The organism is Candidatus Amarolinea dominans, from assembly GCA_016719785.1.
Classification (GTDB): Bacteria; Chloroflexota; Anaerolineae; order SSC4; family Amarolineaceae; genus Amarolinea; species Amarolinea dominans.
Genome location: JADJYJ010000006.1, coordinates 138,549 through 154,147, shown reverse-complemented (window position 1 = coordinate 154,147; position 15,599 = coordinate 138,549). Strand labels below are relative to the sequence as shown.

The window sequence follows — 15,599 nt, the reverse complement described above, 5'->3', positions numbered from 1 at the left end:
TAAATTTCGCTAGAATCAGGTGCGTTTCACGTAGCGCCTCAATTTGTAGGGGGACCTTCATGGCGCAGGCAGGCCGACCCCTACTGAAAAGATACCGTTTAGAGAGCGTATCATGGCGCGGCATAGAGAGGAGTCAATGTTATGAAAAACCTACTTCGGCTTGTACTGCTGACGGCATTGCTTGTGGGGGCTACAGCTTCCTGGCGCGCCCGGCCCCTGGTCATGCTGCCGGTACAGGCGGGATCATCGGCGCCGTCTTCTTCGACGCCGATGCCGATGGCATCCGTGATGCCACCGACAACGGCCTGGACGCGGGTCTCACTGTCGAGATTCGCGACGCCGCCACCAACGGCCAGGTTTTCCTGACCGTCACCACCACCGCATTGGATGGGACCTACGCCTTCACTGCGCTGGACGCCAACACCTACCTGGTCACGGAACTCAGTCTGGAGGCCCTGGGCTACACCCGCACGACTCCGAATACTCGAACCGTGGTGGTTGGCAGCGTTGTTGCGCTCGGCGTTGATTTCGGCGGCACCCTGCTGATGACCCTCAGCGGCACCATCTTCGATGACGCCAACCAGGACGGTGTGCGCGGCCTGGGCGAAACCGTCATCCCCGACGCCCTGGTTGAGGTCTTCCACGATCCAAACGGCAACGGCTTGATTGACAGCGGCGAACCGTTGGCGGCCCCGCGGTCTCCAACACCCAGGGCAACTACGTCGTTGCCAACCTGTGGCCCGGCGCGTACGTGATGCGGGTGCAGCCGCCCGGCGGTATCGGGCTGCCGGCCCAAATCGCGGTTCCCATCGTCAGCCGCTACGGCGGCGGCATCCTGCGCCAGGATGTCGGCATCCTCATCCCCGCGGGGCGACGCGTCGCTCAACGGCATCGTCTGGAAAGACCTGGATGGCGATGAAGTGCTGGACGCGGACGAAGGCTTCATCGCCAGCGCCGCCCTGGCCCTCTACCGCGACAGCAACGGCAACGGCGTGATTGACAGCGGCGAGAGCGTAGTCGGCCAGCCACGTCGAACAGCCAGGGCGCCTACAGCTTCAAGCAGCCTCGACGCCGGCGCCTACGTGCTGCGCGTGGACGACCTGACCATTCCGGCCGGCTGGATTCCATCGCACGATGCTTCGCTGCTCGCCTTCAGCCTGGAGACCGGACAGACTCGTGAGCTGAATCTTGGCTACTTCGATCCACTGACGGTTGGCCCCATGACGGTTGCCGACTGGAAGAAGGAAATTCACCGCAGCGGGCACCCTCGCTACACCGCGGCTGAGATTGCCGCGTTCATTGCCTCAGCGCAGAGCAGTTCTGCCGTCTTCCCGGAGATCGTCTCTCTGCAGGATGCGCTTCTCCGACCCGCGCCTGGCGATGAAGGACGGGCGCGCAAGGAATACGCGGCGCTGCGCCTGAATGTGTCCAGCAATCTGCTCCTGACGCGCACCCCCATCAACCTGCCCGCGCTGACCACCGCCACGACTGTGGGCGGCGTCCTGACCGAGATCGAAGGCTTGCTCAACCCGCCCGCGTCGCAGTTGAACACCACCTATCGCCGGGTGGAGAGCCTGGCCGAGGCGCTCAACAAGGGCGAGGGCGTCGGTTACGGCCTGACCCTGGTGGGCGTGGTCTCGCGCGCCACCTACCGCGGCGGCGATGTGACCTCCGCGCTGCGGCGCGGCGGCAGCATCATTGACCAGACCCTCGATGGGACGATCTACCTGACCCGCTGGAGTCCCGGCAACCTCGATCCGGCCACCAACATCTTTCGCCCGCGCGCGCGGGTGCGCGTCAACGCCTTTTACAATGGCGCGGTGCTCGACGCCTACCAGAAACTGTCCGATGGCCGCCTGGTGCTCCTGGGCACGATCATCCCCCCGTTCTGGAACAAGGACGTCAAGACCGACTATCACTTCGATCTGTGGCGCGTCAGCACGCTTGGCGAGCTGGTCAGCACCGAGATTCGCCTGGTCACGCGCGATCCCGATGGCGATGGCGGGCATCCGGAGCACATCAAGATTGATGCGGCCGAGATCGTGTTCGATTACTAATAGCCTATCCGAATAACTACCTTAGTGCCCCCCTGCCCCCAATCCTGGGGGAGCCGAATGCTTTTCCCCCAGGATTGGGGGGGCAGGGGGGCCGCTGTTTCTTTCACCTCGATGCCCATATCCGTTGGATGTGGGCATCGTTCATCCTGGCGAGGAGTTCACCGTGATCACACGCCTGCACAATGCTCATCCACCGCGTCGCCAAGCCCCCTGGATCGTCGGCCGCCTGCACAAGAGAGGGGCATTGACCATCGTTTTGCTCCTCATCCTTTCTGGCCTGGCGCCCGCGCCGCAGGCTGGCGCCGTTCCCCACAGAGCCAACCACGCACCCATGACCGGCTACACCTGGGACATTCGCTGCGTGGACTGCCCTGCGCCCCTCGATGAGCTGAGCACACGCAGCCTGCGCCTGGACAGCCAGGGCCGGCCGCACATCGCTTACGGGGGCGACCATCTCTACTACGCCTGGCACGACGGCTCCGCCTGGCAGCTCGAAACGGTGGACAGCGGTGTGCGCGTGGGCGCCTACGCCTCATTGGCGCTGGACAGCAACGGCAGTCCGCACATTGGATACTTCGACAGCGCCAATTTCGATCTGCGCTACGCCAGCAAGTCGGGCAACGCCTGGGTCATCCAGATCGTGGATGCCAACGGCGAAGTCGGTTCCAGCGCCGCCCTGGCCCTGGACAGCAACAACCGCCCCCACTTCAGCTACTACGACGACACTCACAGCAAGCTCAAATACGCGCGTTGGACCGGCAGCCAGTGGGAAATCCAGTCTGTGGGCAATGAGTCCCTGGTCGCGCGGCACATCTCCCTGGCCCTGGACAGCAGCAACCGCGCCCACATCAGCTACTACGATGTCTACGCGGCCAATCTGCGCTACGCCCGCTGGACCGGCAGCGATTGGATCACGCAGCTCGTGGATGCGGATGGCGAAGTGGGCAGCGATACCTCGCTGGCCCTGGACAGCAGCGGCATTCCCCACATCAGCTTTTACGACAGCACCAACGGCGATTTGAAGTACACGCGCGCGGTGGGCAATGGCTGGCAGACCGAAGTCGTAGACAGCGCCGATGATGTGGGCGGCCAAACCTCACTGGCCCTGGACGCAGCCAACCGCGCCTACATCAGCTATCGCGATTGGACCCACGGCGATCTGAAATACGCCCGGCGCACCGGCGCCACCTGGGCCATCCAAACGGTTGACAGCGCCGACGATACCGGCGCCTACACCTCGATCGTGCTTGACGGCACTGCCCGCCCCCGCATCAGCTACCTGGACATGACGCACAACCTGTTGAAATACGCAGCCTGGAGCGGCACAGACTGGTCGTTCAGCGTGGTGGACGCGGCCGGCAACGTGGGCGAGGCCACCGGCCTGGTATTGGATTACGGCGGCCAACCCCACATCAGCTACTACGACGGCCTGGCAGCCGATCTCAAATACGCTCGTTGGGGCGGCAGCGCCTGGAGCATCGAAACCGTGGATGGCGCCAACGGCGACGCCGTCGGCAGTCAGACCGCGATCGCGGTGGATTCGATGAATCGCCCGTTCATCGCCTATCTCGATGACACCCATGGCAACCTCAAACTGGCGCAGTGGACCGGCAGCGCCTGGCAGATTCAGACCGTGGACGGCAGCGGAACGGTGGGCGGCGCCATCAGTCTGGCGCTGGACTCGGCCAATCGCCCCCACATCGCCTATCTTGATGCGGGTAGCGCCACGCTCAAGTATGCGTATTACAACGGCGCGCTGTGGAATCTGCAACTCATTGACAACGTCGGTTCGATCAGCTACGTTTCCCTGGACATTGACAGCGCCGACGTTGTTCAGATCGGCTACTACGATTCCAACAACGGCGACTTGAAGGTGGCTCGCGGCAAGATCGCCTATCCCTGGAACATCCAGGTGGTGGACAGCGCCGGCGATGTGGGCGGCTACGTCTCGCTGGCCGTAGACATGCTGGGCAATCCGCACCTGGCCTATTATGACTGGACGCAGTACACCCTGAAATACGCACACCTGGCTGGAACCTCCTGGGTAGTGACAACGGTTGCCGACACCGGCCTGGTTGGCTTTGCTGCCCTGGCGCTTGACAGCCGCAACGCTCCCCTGGTGGCCTACTACGACGACAACGCGCACAACCTCAAAGTGGGTCAACTGCGCGGCGGCAGTTGGGACATCAACATCCTGGACGGCGCCGGCGAAGTGGGGCGTTACGTAGCCCTGGCGTTGGATCAGAGCAACACGGCCTACGCCGCCTATTACGATACCACGAACGGGGATCTCAAAGTGGCCCAGGGCACGCCCGCGACCACCCTTTCGGTCTACATTCCCACGGTGATGCGTCGTCACTAAGGTCAAATTCGTAACTGCTCAGCCAGGCAGTGAGAGCGGACACTTATTTAATTCTCATTCCTTAGCATCCTGAACCTGCGCCAACGCCTGCGTGATCTCCCGCAGGCAGGCGTCGGGTTGGCGCCAGCAATGTTCGGGGTCCAGGAAAACGGGCGTCCACCCGGCAGCGGCCAGCGCGTAACGTTGATCGCCGGCTTCGCGCAGACTGCGCGGGCTGACCGTTGCCGGCAGCGGAGCGGCCAGATCTGCTGCGTAGATGACCGCCACCCGGCCACTGCGCCCGTAGAGGGCGAAGTCAATCGGCGGTTGCTCAGGCGTCTCGGCCACGCCCCACACATCGTCCAGATCAGTCACGTCATCATCCGGCGGTTCATCCCACGGCGCCTGGCGCTCGGCTTCCAGCCCCGCGTTCAAGAGGGCGCTCCACAGGCGATCCTGCGCGGTTCCCTTGTCCCACAGATCGTTGATTTCGCGCGCGCTGAGCAGCCGCGCGAGCGTGGTGGGGATGAAGGTGATGCGACGCAGGCGCCGGCTGGGGATCGGTTGCGGCAAGCGCCACAGCGGCCCCAACTCGATGCGGTAGTATTCGTCGTGCGCACGCGGGTGCTGCGGCTCCGCGGGCAGCAAGTCCACGCGGCGGGCGATGCCCACGCGCCGCACGGCTGCCAGGGTCGCAATTTGCCAGCGGTCGGCCGGGGCAAAGGCGCCGGTCTGGTAAAACGCCAGGTAGTCGGCGCCCATCTGTGCCGGCGCACGGGCCACCGGCACCCGGTACCACCCTTCTTCAGCGGCCCGCGTCAAGTCGGCGGGCGTCGGCAGCACGGCCACCAGCACGCGCTGATGACCCGGCGCGGGTAAATCGTCCAGGTTGAGCGAAACAGGCATGGGTACCTCCTGGTGATCGGTCCTCTAGCTTTCGATCCAGCCTCGTACGTCTGGGGCAAACTGCTCCAGATCGGCACGCAGGCGCAGCAGCGCCAGGTCACGGCCGCGGGCTTCCAGCATGATATCGAAATCGGGCAGCCCGAACGCCCTGGCCCGTCGCAGCCAGTCCACAAACTCGAATGGATTGACATAATCGGCATGTTGCGTCCAGCGCGGCGCGGCCAGCAGACGGCGCGGCCCGCCCGGCTCAGGAGCGGTCAGCACGTTGAACGCGGTGCGCGGGGAGGCGAAGTGAACCTTGGGCCGCACCCCGCGCGGCCAGGTGCTGAGCGCCAGGGCCAGGGCCTCGAATTCGTCCAGGCCATCCGGGTTGAAGACCAGGTGATGCAGGCGGTCGAAGACCAGGCGCACGCCCGTCTGGCGGTGTATCCAGAGCACGTCGCTGAGGCCAAAGCGGTCATCATCATTCTCCAGCGCCATCCGCGCCTGCACCGCCGGCGGCAGGCGCGTGAAGTTGCGGCAAAACTGCGCCTGCGCCGCGGCCTTGTCGCCGTAGACGCCGCCGGTGTGGACAACCACCACGCCCTCCGGCCCCGCGCCCAGGCGATCGAGCAGGCCGGCCAGGCCGCGCAGGTGGGCCAGGCTGGTGTCCGTCAGCGTGGCATCCGCGCTGTCGAGGATGACGCTGGCCTCAGCGTGGATGGTGAAACGCACGCGGTCACGGCGCAACAGGTCGGCCGTGTGGGCCAGCTCAGCCTGGCACTGATCAACCTGCGCCGTCAGTTCAGGATGCCGGGGAAAGGCCAGGTGCGGCGCCAGGCGGCTGGAGAGGCGATAGAAGCGGATGTGCGTCTGCGCCAGATAGCGCAGAATGTCGCGCAGATAGGTCAGGCTCACACTGAGGTGCGGGCCTGATCCGTCTGGCGCCTGGGGAGAACGGCTGTCATAGGCACGTAAACCGGGGCGCCCCTGCACGGCAACCGGGAAGCCAAGATGCATTGGGCCTTCTCACAGATTCAGAAAGATGCAGCGGCGGATTCAGGCCAGCGCCAGCGCGGGTGCGCCGGCAAACTGCCCCATGAGCACCAAGCCGATGCGCGCCAGCGCCCAGTCAATCTCCGCCTGGGTGATGACCAGGGGCGGTGCAAAGCGGATGACATGCTCGTGCGTCTCTTTGCACAACAGGCCCTCGCGCATGAGGGCTTCGCAGAAGCGGCGCGCGCCGCCGGCCTCTGGCTTCAGCTCGACGCCGATGAACAGCCCCCTGCCACGCACTTCCTGCACGAAGGGACTGGCGATGGCGCGCAACTTCTCCTGGAAATAGGCGCCCAGCCGGGCCGAGTTTTCGATCAAATCTTCTTCCACCAGCACCTTCATGGCCTCGCGGGCCACCGCGCAGGCCAACGGGTTGCCGCCATAGGTGCTGCCATGTTCGCCAGGGCGAAAGACACTCAGGATGTCGGCTGAGGCCAGCACGGCCGATACCGGATAACAGCCGCCGGACAGCGCCTTGCCGATAATCATCACGTCAGGCTTGACGTTTTCATAGTCACAGGCAAAGAGCTTGCCACTGCGCCCCAGGCCAGACTGAATCTCATCGGCGATGAACAGGACCTCATGCTCCTCGCACAGGGCTTTGGCCCATTTGAGATAGCCGGCCGGTGGAATATGAACGCCGCTCTCGCCCTGAATCGGCTCGACCAGGAAGGCGACGGTGTTGGCGCTGAACGCAGCTTCCAGGCTGCGTAAATCGCCAAAGGGCGTCACCTTGAAGCCGGGCGTGAAGGGGCCAAAGCCGGCCCGGTACTGCGGCTCGGTGGAAAAGCTGATAATGCTGATGGTGCGGCCGTGAAAGTTGTCGGCGCAGACGATGATTTCAGCCTGGTCTTCCGGCACGTCACGGCGCTGATAGCCCCATTTGCGCGCCATCTTGACCGCGGTCTCGACCGCTTCGGCGCCGGTGTTCATCAGCAGCGCCATCTCATAGCCGGTCAGGGTACACAGGTCTTGCAGGAACAGGCCCATCTGGTCGTTGCGGAACGCGCGCGAGGTCAACGTCAGTGTCTGCGCCTGGGCGATGAGGGCCTGCACGATGCGCGGGTGGCAGTGCCCCTGGTTGACCGCCGAATAGGCGCTGAGGCAGTCCAGGTAGCGCCGGCCTTCGACATCGGTGACCCAAACGCCCTGGCCCTGGGCGATGACCACATCGAGGGGCTTGTAGTTGTGGGCGCCGTAGGTTTCATCGAGGTGAATGTAATCTTGTGTGAGCATCATTTTTTCTCTTCCTTGAGATAGGCTGAAATCGGCTGTGATTTCTACGATTCTTTCTGCAACTCACCCTGACGCCGCAGCGCCGGGCCGTTAGAACTCGATTGTAACACAGCGGTTGGTTGCAGTCTAACCGATTGGCCGCGGCCTGACACTGACGAGCGTCAGGTCGCGCCGACCAGTCAACCGTTCAACGATGATTGCCGGGCCGACCGGCGCTGTGGTAAAATAATACGACGTTGAAAAACCAATGGCCGTGATGAAACGAACTTTCGACACGAGATGGCCGCGTGCCATCCTCCTTTGCTGTCTGACCTTGCCCCTGTTGATTCTGGCGCGCCCGGCCGCGGCCGAGCCAGGCATCACGTCGCCGGCCACGGGTGCGGCGGTCATGGGCGCCGTGACGATTCGTGGCACGGCCACCATTGACAATTTTCAGCGTTACGAGCTTTATCTGATCCCTGACGGTCCGCTGCTGCAGCGCATCTGGCTGACAACGGTCGAGCGCGTGGTGGTGGATGGGCCGCTGTTCACCTGGTTCACACCGCCCTACCCGGATGGACGCTACAGCCTGCAATTGCGCTTGGTGACGCAGAGCGGGGATTACCGCGACTATTACACCAGCAGCAGCTACCTGGTCAACCAGGCCACGATCCACGCCACCGCCACGGCCGCTGCCCTCACCGCCACGGCATTGCCGCCGGGAACTACGCCAGAACCAACCGCTGTGCCCACGGCCACAGCAACGCCGACGACCACCGCCACCCCGCTGGCCGCCACGACGGTCCTGACCATCACCGAACCGCTGCCCGGCGTGGCCCTGCGCGGGATGGTGACGATCCGGGGGACGGCCAATGTCACCGGGCAACTGAGCTATCAACTGTACCTGGGGCTGGACAATGGCGAAGGGTTCGATCTCCTGCGCGCGCTGTCGGGCACGGTGTCAAGCGGTGTGCTTGGCGTCTGGAACACACGGCGCTGGCCTGATGGTATCTACGCGCTGCGGCTGCGCGTCCATCTGCGCAGCGGCGAGGTGCGTGAGATGCTGGTCAGTGACTTCGAGACGATCAACGAGGCGCCACTGCCTGTGCCAACGCCGACTGCGACGCCGGTGCTGGCCGGGCCGGGCATCTACGGGCCGCGCAGCGAGCAGACGGTCAGCGGCCAGGTGCGCATCTGGGGTTGGGCGAGCGGGCCGGGCTTCGAGCGCTTCGATCTGCACGTGGCGCGCGCCGGCAGCGAAGAATGGTTGTGGCTGACCTCCAGCAGTCAACCGATCGAACGCAACACCCTGGCCTTGTGGGACACGGGGCGCTACGCGGCCGGCCGCTACGACCTGCGCCTGCGCCTCGTCTTTCCCGATGGCAACTACGACGAATACCGCATGCCCGGCATCGTGGTCGTCAGGTAACTATGCAGGCAACCTGCGACCACGCAATGCCGGTCGGCGCAGCAGAGCGATTGAAATCGCGCCTGGTGGGCGTTCCGCCGGGCGTCCACCTGCGTGGGCGCAATGCCGGTCGGCGCAGGCCGACCTTGCGGCGGAACGCCCTTTCGCCCCGAATTCATTCGGCGAGAAGGGAAACGATGGCCTTCTGCACAGGCTGGGTGGTCACCTCGGCGAAACCGTCGCCTACGATCATGTTGATTTCACTGCGCACGCCGAAATCGGCCAGGTAGATGCCCGGCTCGATGGAAAAGCCGACGCCGGGGATCAGCTTGCGCTCATCGTGCGTCTCCAGGTTGTCCATGTTGACGCCGTTGCCGTGCCCGTTGGTGTCAATGCTGTGGCCGGTGCGATGGAAGAAAGCCCCGCCATAGCCGGCCTGCTGAATGACAGCGCGCGCGGCATCGTCCACCTCAAACCCCTGCACGCCCTGCCCCGCGGCCAAACGCTGCTGAATGAACTGCACCGCGGCATCGCGCGCCCCCGCGACGATGTCGAAAACCTGGCGCTGCGCGGCGGGCGCCTCAGCGCCGGCAAAGGCCACCCAGGTGATGTCGGCAAACACCGCGCCGGGCTGATCGAGCTTGGCCCACAGATCGAGTAAGACAAAATCGCCGGGCTTGAGAAAGAACTGGCGCTGCGTAGTCGGCGCGTAATGTGGATCGCCGCTGTGCGCGTTGATGCCCACAATGGGCGGGTGGTCGGTGATCAAGCCCTCCTCGGCGAAACGGCGCATGACAAACTGTTGGCCCTCGACTTCGCCGGGAGAACGCCCCGCGCGCAGTTCCGCGGTCATCCAGGCAAAACATTCGTCCTTGATCTGATCGAGCAGGCGGGCGGCCACACGGTGCTGCGCCAACTGCGCGGGCGTCCAGCGCGCCTGCACCCACTGCACCAGGTCGGCCGAAGAGACCACTTCCACGCCCAGGCTGCGAATCAGATCAATGGTGCCGGCGTCCACGCGTGCCACGTAGGGGATGGCGCCGCCAGGCGAGAATTCCATGGCGATGCGTTGGGCATGGCCGAGCAAGTCCTGGATCCCGCGGGTCAGTTCTTGCCAGGTCACGTAGGTGTAGACACGGGCGCCGGAGCCGGTAAAAGGGCCGGCTTCGATGCGATGAACGAGCCAGGTGGCTTTGCCGCGGGCTGGAATCCAGTAGACCCAGCGCCGGCTGAAGACTCCTTCCTCTGGCAGTGCGGCCACCTGGCGGGCAATGGGGTTCATGCCGCGAAAATCAAAGAGGAGCCAGCCATCGAGGCCGGCTTGCTGTAGTGCTTGCTGAATTTCCACAAGGTTTGTCATCGGTTCATCCTACTATCCATACTATGGTTCGTGTCCGAGCGAGATATTATTCTTGCTTGGGAACGACGGCCCGTTTGACGAAGGTCTTGAGGCGCCGTTCCAGGTCGCGCCGTTCGAGGAGAACTTTGTGCTGGCAGGTGAGGCAGCGGATGCCAATGTCCGCGCCCAGGCGCACCACCTCCCAATCATAACCACCGCACGGATGCGGCTTGCGCAAGCGGACGATATCACCCAGAGAGAGTTCGAGCGGCATATTCCTTCAGAACCCCCAAGTCCACTCTTAGCCGATACTGGGCATCGAGATGGCTTGTCATGGAGATACCTCCCATTCCAACGACCACGTTCGTCCGGGGAAATGTCGCCAGTGCCATTGCATGTCGTTGTGGTGCGATTCGCGATACAAACCCTGCTTTTCAATCAGCCGACGTACCTGGGACACGCGTTGCGCGGCATACCCAGCTGCATCATAAAGAATGAGTCCATCAAGTGCAATATCGAGATACAGGCTCGACAGCCGTGCAGTGAACTCTTCCGGGGTCTTAGCAATCACTGCCACCGCGCCTCGCCAGGATACCGGCAGCATATTTTTCAACCACAGATGACGTGCCAACGTTTTTTGCGGCAAATCGCGCGCGATGACCAACAAATCCCAATCGCTATCCGCATGGGCATCGCCGCGCGCGCGCGATCCAAATAGTACGATACTGACCAGGCGCTCGCCCAGCCCAGCCTGTAAAGCCGCGACGACTTCCGCCAACGGCAAGCGATCTCCTTGAGTCAACGCGTTTTGGGTCATACGATTCCTCCTCACGCTGCAGATTATACACCGATCATCCCATGTGCCCAAAGTCACGAGTTGGGGACTCATGCAGCCACTCGTTCGTAAGACCAGCCACTTTGCACTTTGCACTTTGCACTTCTGCCCTCCCTCTGTACTTTGCGCGGCGTGTGCGGTATAATTCAGGCATAGCGGCCAGATGATCTTGCGCCGCTGATGTGATTATCCCCTGTGGAGAGACCTATGCGACAATCGTCGTGGCGCCAGCGTTTACTCCTGGCTTTCTATGGCTTCCTGGTCACGCTGACCATCTTCAGCGGAGGGCGCTCAGCCTACGCCCAGACGCCGACCGTGGAAGTGCTGACCTTCCGCGGCCCGGTGACGCCGGTCCTGGTCAGCTATCTGGAGCGCAGCATTGCGCAGGCGCAGGCTAACGGCAGCCAGGCGGTGATCCTGCAACTCGATACGCCGGGCGGCAGTGTGGACCTGATGCAGGACATCGTGCAGTTATTGTTGAAGTCTGATGTGCCGGTTGTGGTTTACGTTTCTCCGAGCGGCGCTCATGCCGGCTCCGCTGGCACGCTGATCACGCTGGCGGCGCATGTGGCGGCCATGGCGCCGGGCAGTAGCATCGGCGCGGCCAGCCCCGTGGGCGAAGGCGGCGCCGAATTGCCAGACACCATCAAGAGCAAGCTGGTCAACATCCTGTCAGCCGATGCGGAAAACCTGTCCAAGCGGCGCGGGGAGAAGGCGGTTGAATTTGCGCGCCAGGCCGTGGAAGAGGCCCGCGCGGCCACGGCCGATGAGGCCAAAGATTTGGGCGTGATTGATTTCATCGCCCGTGACCTGGATGACCTGCTGGCGCAGATGAATGGTTTCACGGTGACGGTCAACGGCCGCGAGCAGACCTTCCAGACGGAAGCGGTGCAAATCAACAAGGTGCCATTCGGGCTGCTCGAAGACCTGCTGAACGCCGTGGCGAACCCGACCATTGCAGCCATTCTGTTGACCTTGGGACTCAACGCCTTGTTATATGAACTCTCCAGCCCCGGCGGGTATGCGGCTGGTGTCGTTGGCGTCATTGCGCTGCTGCTGGCCTTCTATGGCCTGGGCGCGCTGGAGGCGAACTGGGTCGGCCTGGGGTTCATCATCCTGGCCTTCGCCCTCTTCATTCTGGACATCAAAGCACCCACCCACGGCGCACTGACCCTGGGGGGCGTGACTTCATTTGTCGTAGGAGCAGGTATCTTGTTCAATACACCTTACACGGCCGTACCCTGGCCGACGATCATTACGCTGGCGCTGTGTACCGCGGCCTTTTTTGCCTTTGCCGTGGCCAAGGTCCTCAGCGCCCGGCGCCGGCGCCCGGCCACCGGTGCGGAGGCGCTCATCGGCAGCCGGGCCGAGGTGCGCAGCGCACTGGAGCCGCGCGGCCAGGTATTTTTCAACGGCGAGCTGTGGCAGGCGGAGATTGCGGAAGGCGCCGCGGCCGCCGGCGCCCAGGTTGAAGTCATTGGCCGTCAGGGCATGCGCCTGCTGGTACGTCGCAGCGCCTGAGGAGGCAAACCGTACTCATGCCGACCGTCATCAGCATCAGCCAACTGATCAGCGACATCAAAAACACCGTGCAGGCCAATGACGCGCTGCAGGATGTGTGGGTGCAGGGGGAGGTGTCGCAGTTCACGCAGGCCGCCGGCTCAGGCCACTGCTACTTTCGGTTGAAAGACGGCGCGGCGACGCTGGAGTGTGTCATGTGGCGCGGCCAGGCTGCGCATCTGCGTCGTGTGCCCGCCCACGGCGATTTGGTGCAGGCGCATGGCAAGGTGGATGTTTACCCGGCGCAGGGTCGTTTGCAGTTGGTGGTGGACCTGCTGCAGCCCACGGGCCTGGGGCAGTTGAACCAGGCCTTCGAGGCGCTCAAGGCGCGGCTGCTGGCCGAAGGGCTGTTCGACCCGGCGCGCAAGCGGCCGCTGCCGGCCTGGCCGCGGCGCGTGGGCATCGTCACCTCGGCTGATGCGGCGGCCCTACGCGATATCCTGCGCACCCTCAAGGCGCGCTATGCGTTGGTGGATGTGCTACTAGCCTCTACCCTGGTGCAGGGCAGCGAAGCGCCGGCGCAGATTGAGGCAGCGCTCCAGCGGCTGAATCGCTGGTCGGCCACGGTGGAGCCGATTGACGTCATCATCGTGGCGCGGGGCGGAGGCTCGCTGGAAGAGCTGTGGGCGTTCAACGAGGAGCGCGTCGCCCGCGCCATTGACGCCAGTGCGGTGCCGGTTGTCAGCGGGGTGGGGCACGAGGTTGATTATACCATTGCCGATTTTGTGGCCGATGTGCGTGCGCTGACGCCCACGGCCGCGGCCGCGCTGGTTGTGCCCGATCAACGCGACCTGCGCCAGCAGGTGGCCGGCCTCTCCGGCCTGCTGACGACGCACCTGCAGGCGCGTCTGGTGGCGATGCGGCACGAGGTGCAGGCGCACCGGCGGTTGTTGGCGCGGGTGTCGCCGCAGCAGCTCATTGCCTATCGGCGGCAGCGCATTGACGAACTCCTGTGGCGCGGCCAGGCGCGTATCAAGGGGCGCATGACGTTGGCCCACGCGCGGGTCAGCGCGCAGCAGGCCCGCGTCGAGGCGCTCAATCCACGACAAGTGCTGGCGCGCGGCTATGCCATCGTGCAGCAAAAGATCAGCGGAGCCGTGGTGCGTCAGGTGAGACAGGTCACGCCCGGTGAACGCCTGCGCATACAGGTGACCGGCGGCACATTCGAAGCGGAGGTAACAACAGATGACATTTGAAGAAGCGTTCCAACGCCTGGATGAAGTCGTGCGTAAGCTGGAACAGGGTGACTTGGCGCTGGAGGAGTCGCTGGCGCTGTACGAAGAGGGCGTGTCATTGGCCGCGGTGTGCAACGAATGGCTGGACAAGGCCGACCTACGGGTGCGCCAGGTTGTGGCCACACCTGGCACTGACGCGCTGCGCGCCGTGGACTTTAGCGGCTGGAACGAGCGCGACGCGTAGCGCAGACCGGCTCCCATGAACGGCCACTAAGCGCTTTCGCTGGCGCAGGCTGGGCATACGCGGGGATCGCTGAGCTGCTGCTTGTGGCGGGTGCAAATGGCGAAGACGGTCATGCGGTTTCCCAGCAAAAAGCGGGATTTGATGGTACCCTCCAACGCCAGATGACGGGTGTTCGTGGCGCGCAAAATCCCCGGCACCGGGCAGGAGTTACACACGTTCGGATTCCAGGCCGCTGACTCCCGACTCTGCGGCAATCGGCACTCCTGCACGTCACGACCCCGGTGATAATCCTCATAGTAATAACGACAGTCAATGCGTGTCGGCATGTTCACTCCAGCGTTACAGAATGACAAAGGCGATGCCCGCCAGCGTCACCAGCGCACCGATGAGGCTGGCAGGGCTGGGAATTTCGCCCAGGAGCAAAACGCCCAGCAGGACACCACCGGTAATTTCTTGCGTGGCGACCAGGTTGGCGTAGGTGGCGTGCATGCGGCGCAGGGCCGCGTTGTAGAGCGTGTGCCCGATTCCCAGCGGCAGGATGCCCAAACCGATGACCGCCAGGACTTGCTGCCAGCCGTACGCGGCCGGGTTGAAACTGAGTACCGCGGCCGGCAAGGCCCAGACGGCAGCCAGGCCGTAGACCAGGCCGGCGTAGGTCAACAGGGGATACGCGGCGCGTTGTGAACGTCCGGCCACCGAGTAAAGCCCGAAGGTGATGGCCGAGCCAAGCGCCAGCAGATCGCCAAAGGCCATCCGTGTGTTCCAGGTCGGCTCGAAGCTGGCTAAGATGGCAACGCCAACCACCGCCAGCGCCACCCCGCCCCATTTGCGCCGCGGCATCGGTTCGTTCAAGAACCAGGCCGAGGCCAGGCTGACGAAGATGGGCGCGGTGTAGACGATGGCCAGCGAATGGGCAATGGTGGTGTAGGTGAGCGAGGCGATGTAGAACAGGAAATGAAGCGCGGTGATCAACCCGAAAACAGCGAAGCGTCCCCAATCACCGCGTGCCACGCGCAGGGGCTGCTGCTGCAGCCGCGCCAACGTCAACACGGCCAGGCTGGCCACCAACAGGCGCCCCGTGGCAATCTCATACGCGCTGAGCGGAGCCGCCCAGCGTACCAGGACGGGGCTGGTGGAGAAGAAAAAAACGGCCAGCGCGACCAGGAACAGGCCCTGACGTTGTTCGGTCACGCGGCCACACCGGCGTCGCCTGAAGCATTGGGCCAGGGGCAGTTGCCACATGCACCCCGTGCTGACGCCGCGCTATTGCGGCAGTAGATACGGCAACACATAACCAAGCGCCATGGTCAAAATGAGAAACAGGCTGAGAATGATCAGCACGACCTGGCGCCAATCACGTTTGGGGGTGTTGTTTGATTTTCGAGTCATTCTTCGCTAATCCTCCTGGATTGATGATATGGTCGGCATTATACCATTGCCGCGGCGAATTTTCAAGCCGTCGCCCACGCGGGCAGGCGCAAGGC

At 63.8% G+C, this 15,599-nt stretch carries 15 protein-coding genes; 7 read left to right on the top strand and 8 right to left on the bottom strand.

Annotated features, from left to right (window positions below; genetic code table 11):
* The first annotated feature begins 59 nt into the window (after positions 1-59).
* The 3 genes from IPM84_09275 (at position 60) to IPM84_09265 (ending at position 4,419) form a co-directional block, all read left to right on the top strand.
* A complete protein-coding gene (locus tag IPM84_09275) occupies positions 60-755 on the top strand; it encodes a hypothetical protein (GenBank protein MBK9092954.1) in 696 nt (231 codons plus the stop codon).
* A 90-nt stretch (positions 756-845) separates the two neighbouring features.
* Positions 846-2,057, top strand: coding sequence for a hypothetical protein (locus tag IPM84_09270; GenBank protein ID MBK9092953.1), 1,212 nt, complete (start codon positions 846-848; stop codon positions 2,055-2,057).
* 163 nt (positions 2,058-2,220) lie between these two features.
* Positions 2,221-4,419 (top strand): carboxypeptidase regulatory-like domain-containing protein, encoded by a 2,199-nt coding sequence (locus tag IPM84_09265; protein ID MBK9092952.1) that lies wholly within the window; start codon positions 2,221-2,223, stop codon positions 4,417-4,419.
* Between the two features lie 54 nt (positions 4,420-4,473).
* Here IPM84_09265 and IPM84_09260 read toward each other — a convergent pair whose 3' ends face one another.
* The 3 genes from IPM84_09260 to rocD are packed head-to-tail and all read right to left on the bottom strand — an operon-like array spanning position 4,474 to position 7,578.
* Complete coding sequence (locus IPM84_09260; GenBank protein ID MBK9092951.1) at positions 4,474-5,304, bottom strand: hypothetical protein; 831 nt, start codon at positions 5,302-5,304, stop codon at positions 4,474-4,476.
* Positions 5,305-5,328: 24 nt separating this feature from the next.
* Entirely contained in the window at positions 5,329-6,303 is a 975-nt protein-coding gene (locus IPM84_09255; protein ID MBK9092950.1) for a UV DNA damage repair endonuclease UvsE, read from the bottom strand.
* 39 nt (positions 6,304-6,342) lie between these two features.
* Positions 6,343-7,578, bottom strand: coding sequence for an ornithine--oxo-acid transaminase (rocD, locus tag IPM84_09250; GenBank protein MBK9092949.1), 1,236 nt, complete (start codon positions 7,576-7,578; stop codon positions 6,343-6,345).
* 250 nt (positions 7,579-7,828) lie between these two features.
* Between rocD and IPM84_09245 the strand changes: the two genes are divergently transcribed.
* Entirely contained in the window at positions 7,829-8,983 is a 1,155-nt protein-coding gene (locus tag IPM84_09245; protein ID MBK9092948.1) for a hypothetical protein, read from the top strand.
* Positions 8,984-9,137: 154 nt separating this feature from the next.
* Here the strand turns inward: IPM84_09245 and IPM84_09240 are convergent, their stop codons facing one another.
* Genes IPM84_09240 through IPM84_09230 form a run of 3 tightly spaced genes read right to left on the bottom strand, consistent with a single transcriptional unit; the run spans position 9,138 to position 11,118 of the window.
* On the bottom strand, positions 9,138-10,322 hold the full coding sequence (locus tag IPM84_09240; protein ID MBK9092947.1) for an aminopeptidase P family protein: 1,185 nt from the start codon (positions 10,320-10,322) through the stop codon (positions 9,138-9,140).
* A gap of 46 nt (positions 10,323-10,368) precedes the next feature.
* Positions 10,369-10,575 (bottom strand): DUF951 domain-containing protein, encoded by a 207-nt coding sequence (locus IPM84_09235; protein MBK9092946.1) that lies wholly within the window; start codon positions 10,573-10,575, stop codon positions 10,369-10,371.
* A 57-nt stretch (positions 10,576-10,632) separates the two neighbouring features.
* Positions 10,633-11,118 carry a nucleotidyltransferase domain-containing protein gene (locus tag IPM84_09230; GenBank protein MBK9092945.1) on the bottom strand — a complete coding sequence of 162 codons (486 nt, stop codon included), beginning with the start codon at positions 11,116-11,118 and terminating at the stop codon, positions 10,633-10,635.
* A gap of 225 nt (positions 11,119-11,343) precedes the next feature.
* On the opposite strand from IPM84_09230, the gene IPM84_09225 reads away from it, so the two are divergent.
* Genes IPM84_09225 through xseB form a run of 3 tightly spaced genes read left to right on the top strand, consistent with a single transcriptional unit; the run spans position 11,344 to position 14,115 of the window.
* A complete protein-coding gene (locus tag IPM84_09225) occupies positions 11,344-12,657 on the top strand; it encodes a nodulation protein NfeD (GenBank protein MBK9092944.1) in 1,314 nt (437 codons plus the stop codon).
* A 17-nt stretch (positions 12,658-12,674) separates the two neighbouring features.
* Positions 12,675-13,892, top strand: coding sequence for an exodeoxyribonuclease VII large subunit (xseA, locus tag IPM84_09220; GenBank protein MBK9092943.1), 1,218 nt, complete (start codon positions 12,675-12,677; stop codon positions 13,890-13,892).
* Entirely contained in the window at positions 13,882-14,115 is a 234-nt protein-coding gene (gene xseB / locus IPM84_09215) for an exodeoxyribonuclease VII small subunit (GenBank protein ID MBK9092942.1), read from the top strand. Before xseA ends, xseB begins: the two co-directional genes overlap by 11 nt.
* A 26-nt stretch (positions 14,116-14,141) precedes the next feature.
* On the opposite strand, the gene IPM84_09210 is transcribed toward xseB, so the two are convergent.
* Positions 14,142-14,441: a hypothetical protein gene (locus IPM84_09210; GenBank protein ID MBK9092941.1), complete on the bottom strand. Its 300-nt coding sequence runs from the start codon at positions 14,439-14,441 to the stop codon at positions 14,142-14,144.
* 13 nt (positions 14,442-14,454) lie between these two features.
* Positions 14,455-15,306, bottom strand: coding sequence for a DMT family transporter (locus tag IPM84_09205; protein MBK9092940.1), 852 nt, complete (start codon positions 15,304-15,306; stop codon positions 14,455-14,457).
* Positions 15,307-15,599: the final 293 nt, after the last annotated feature.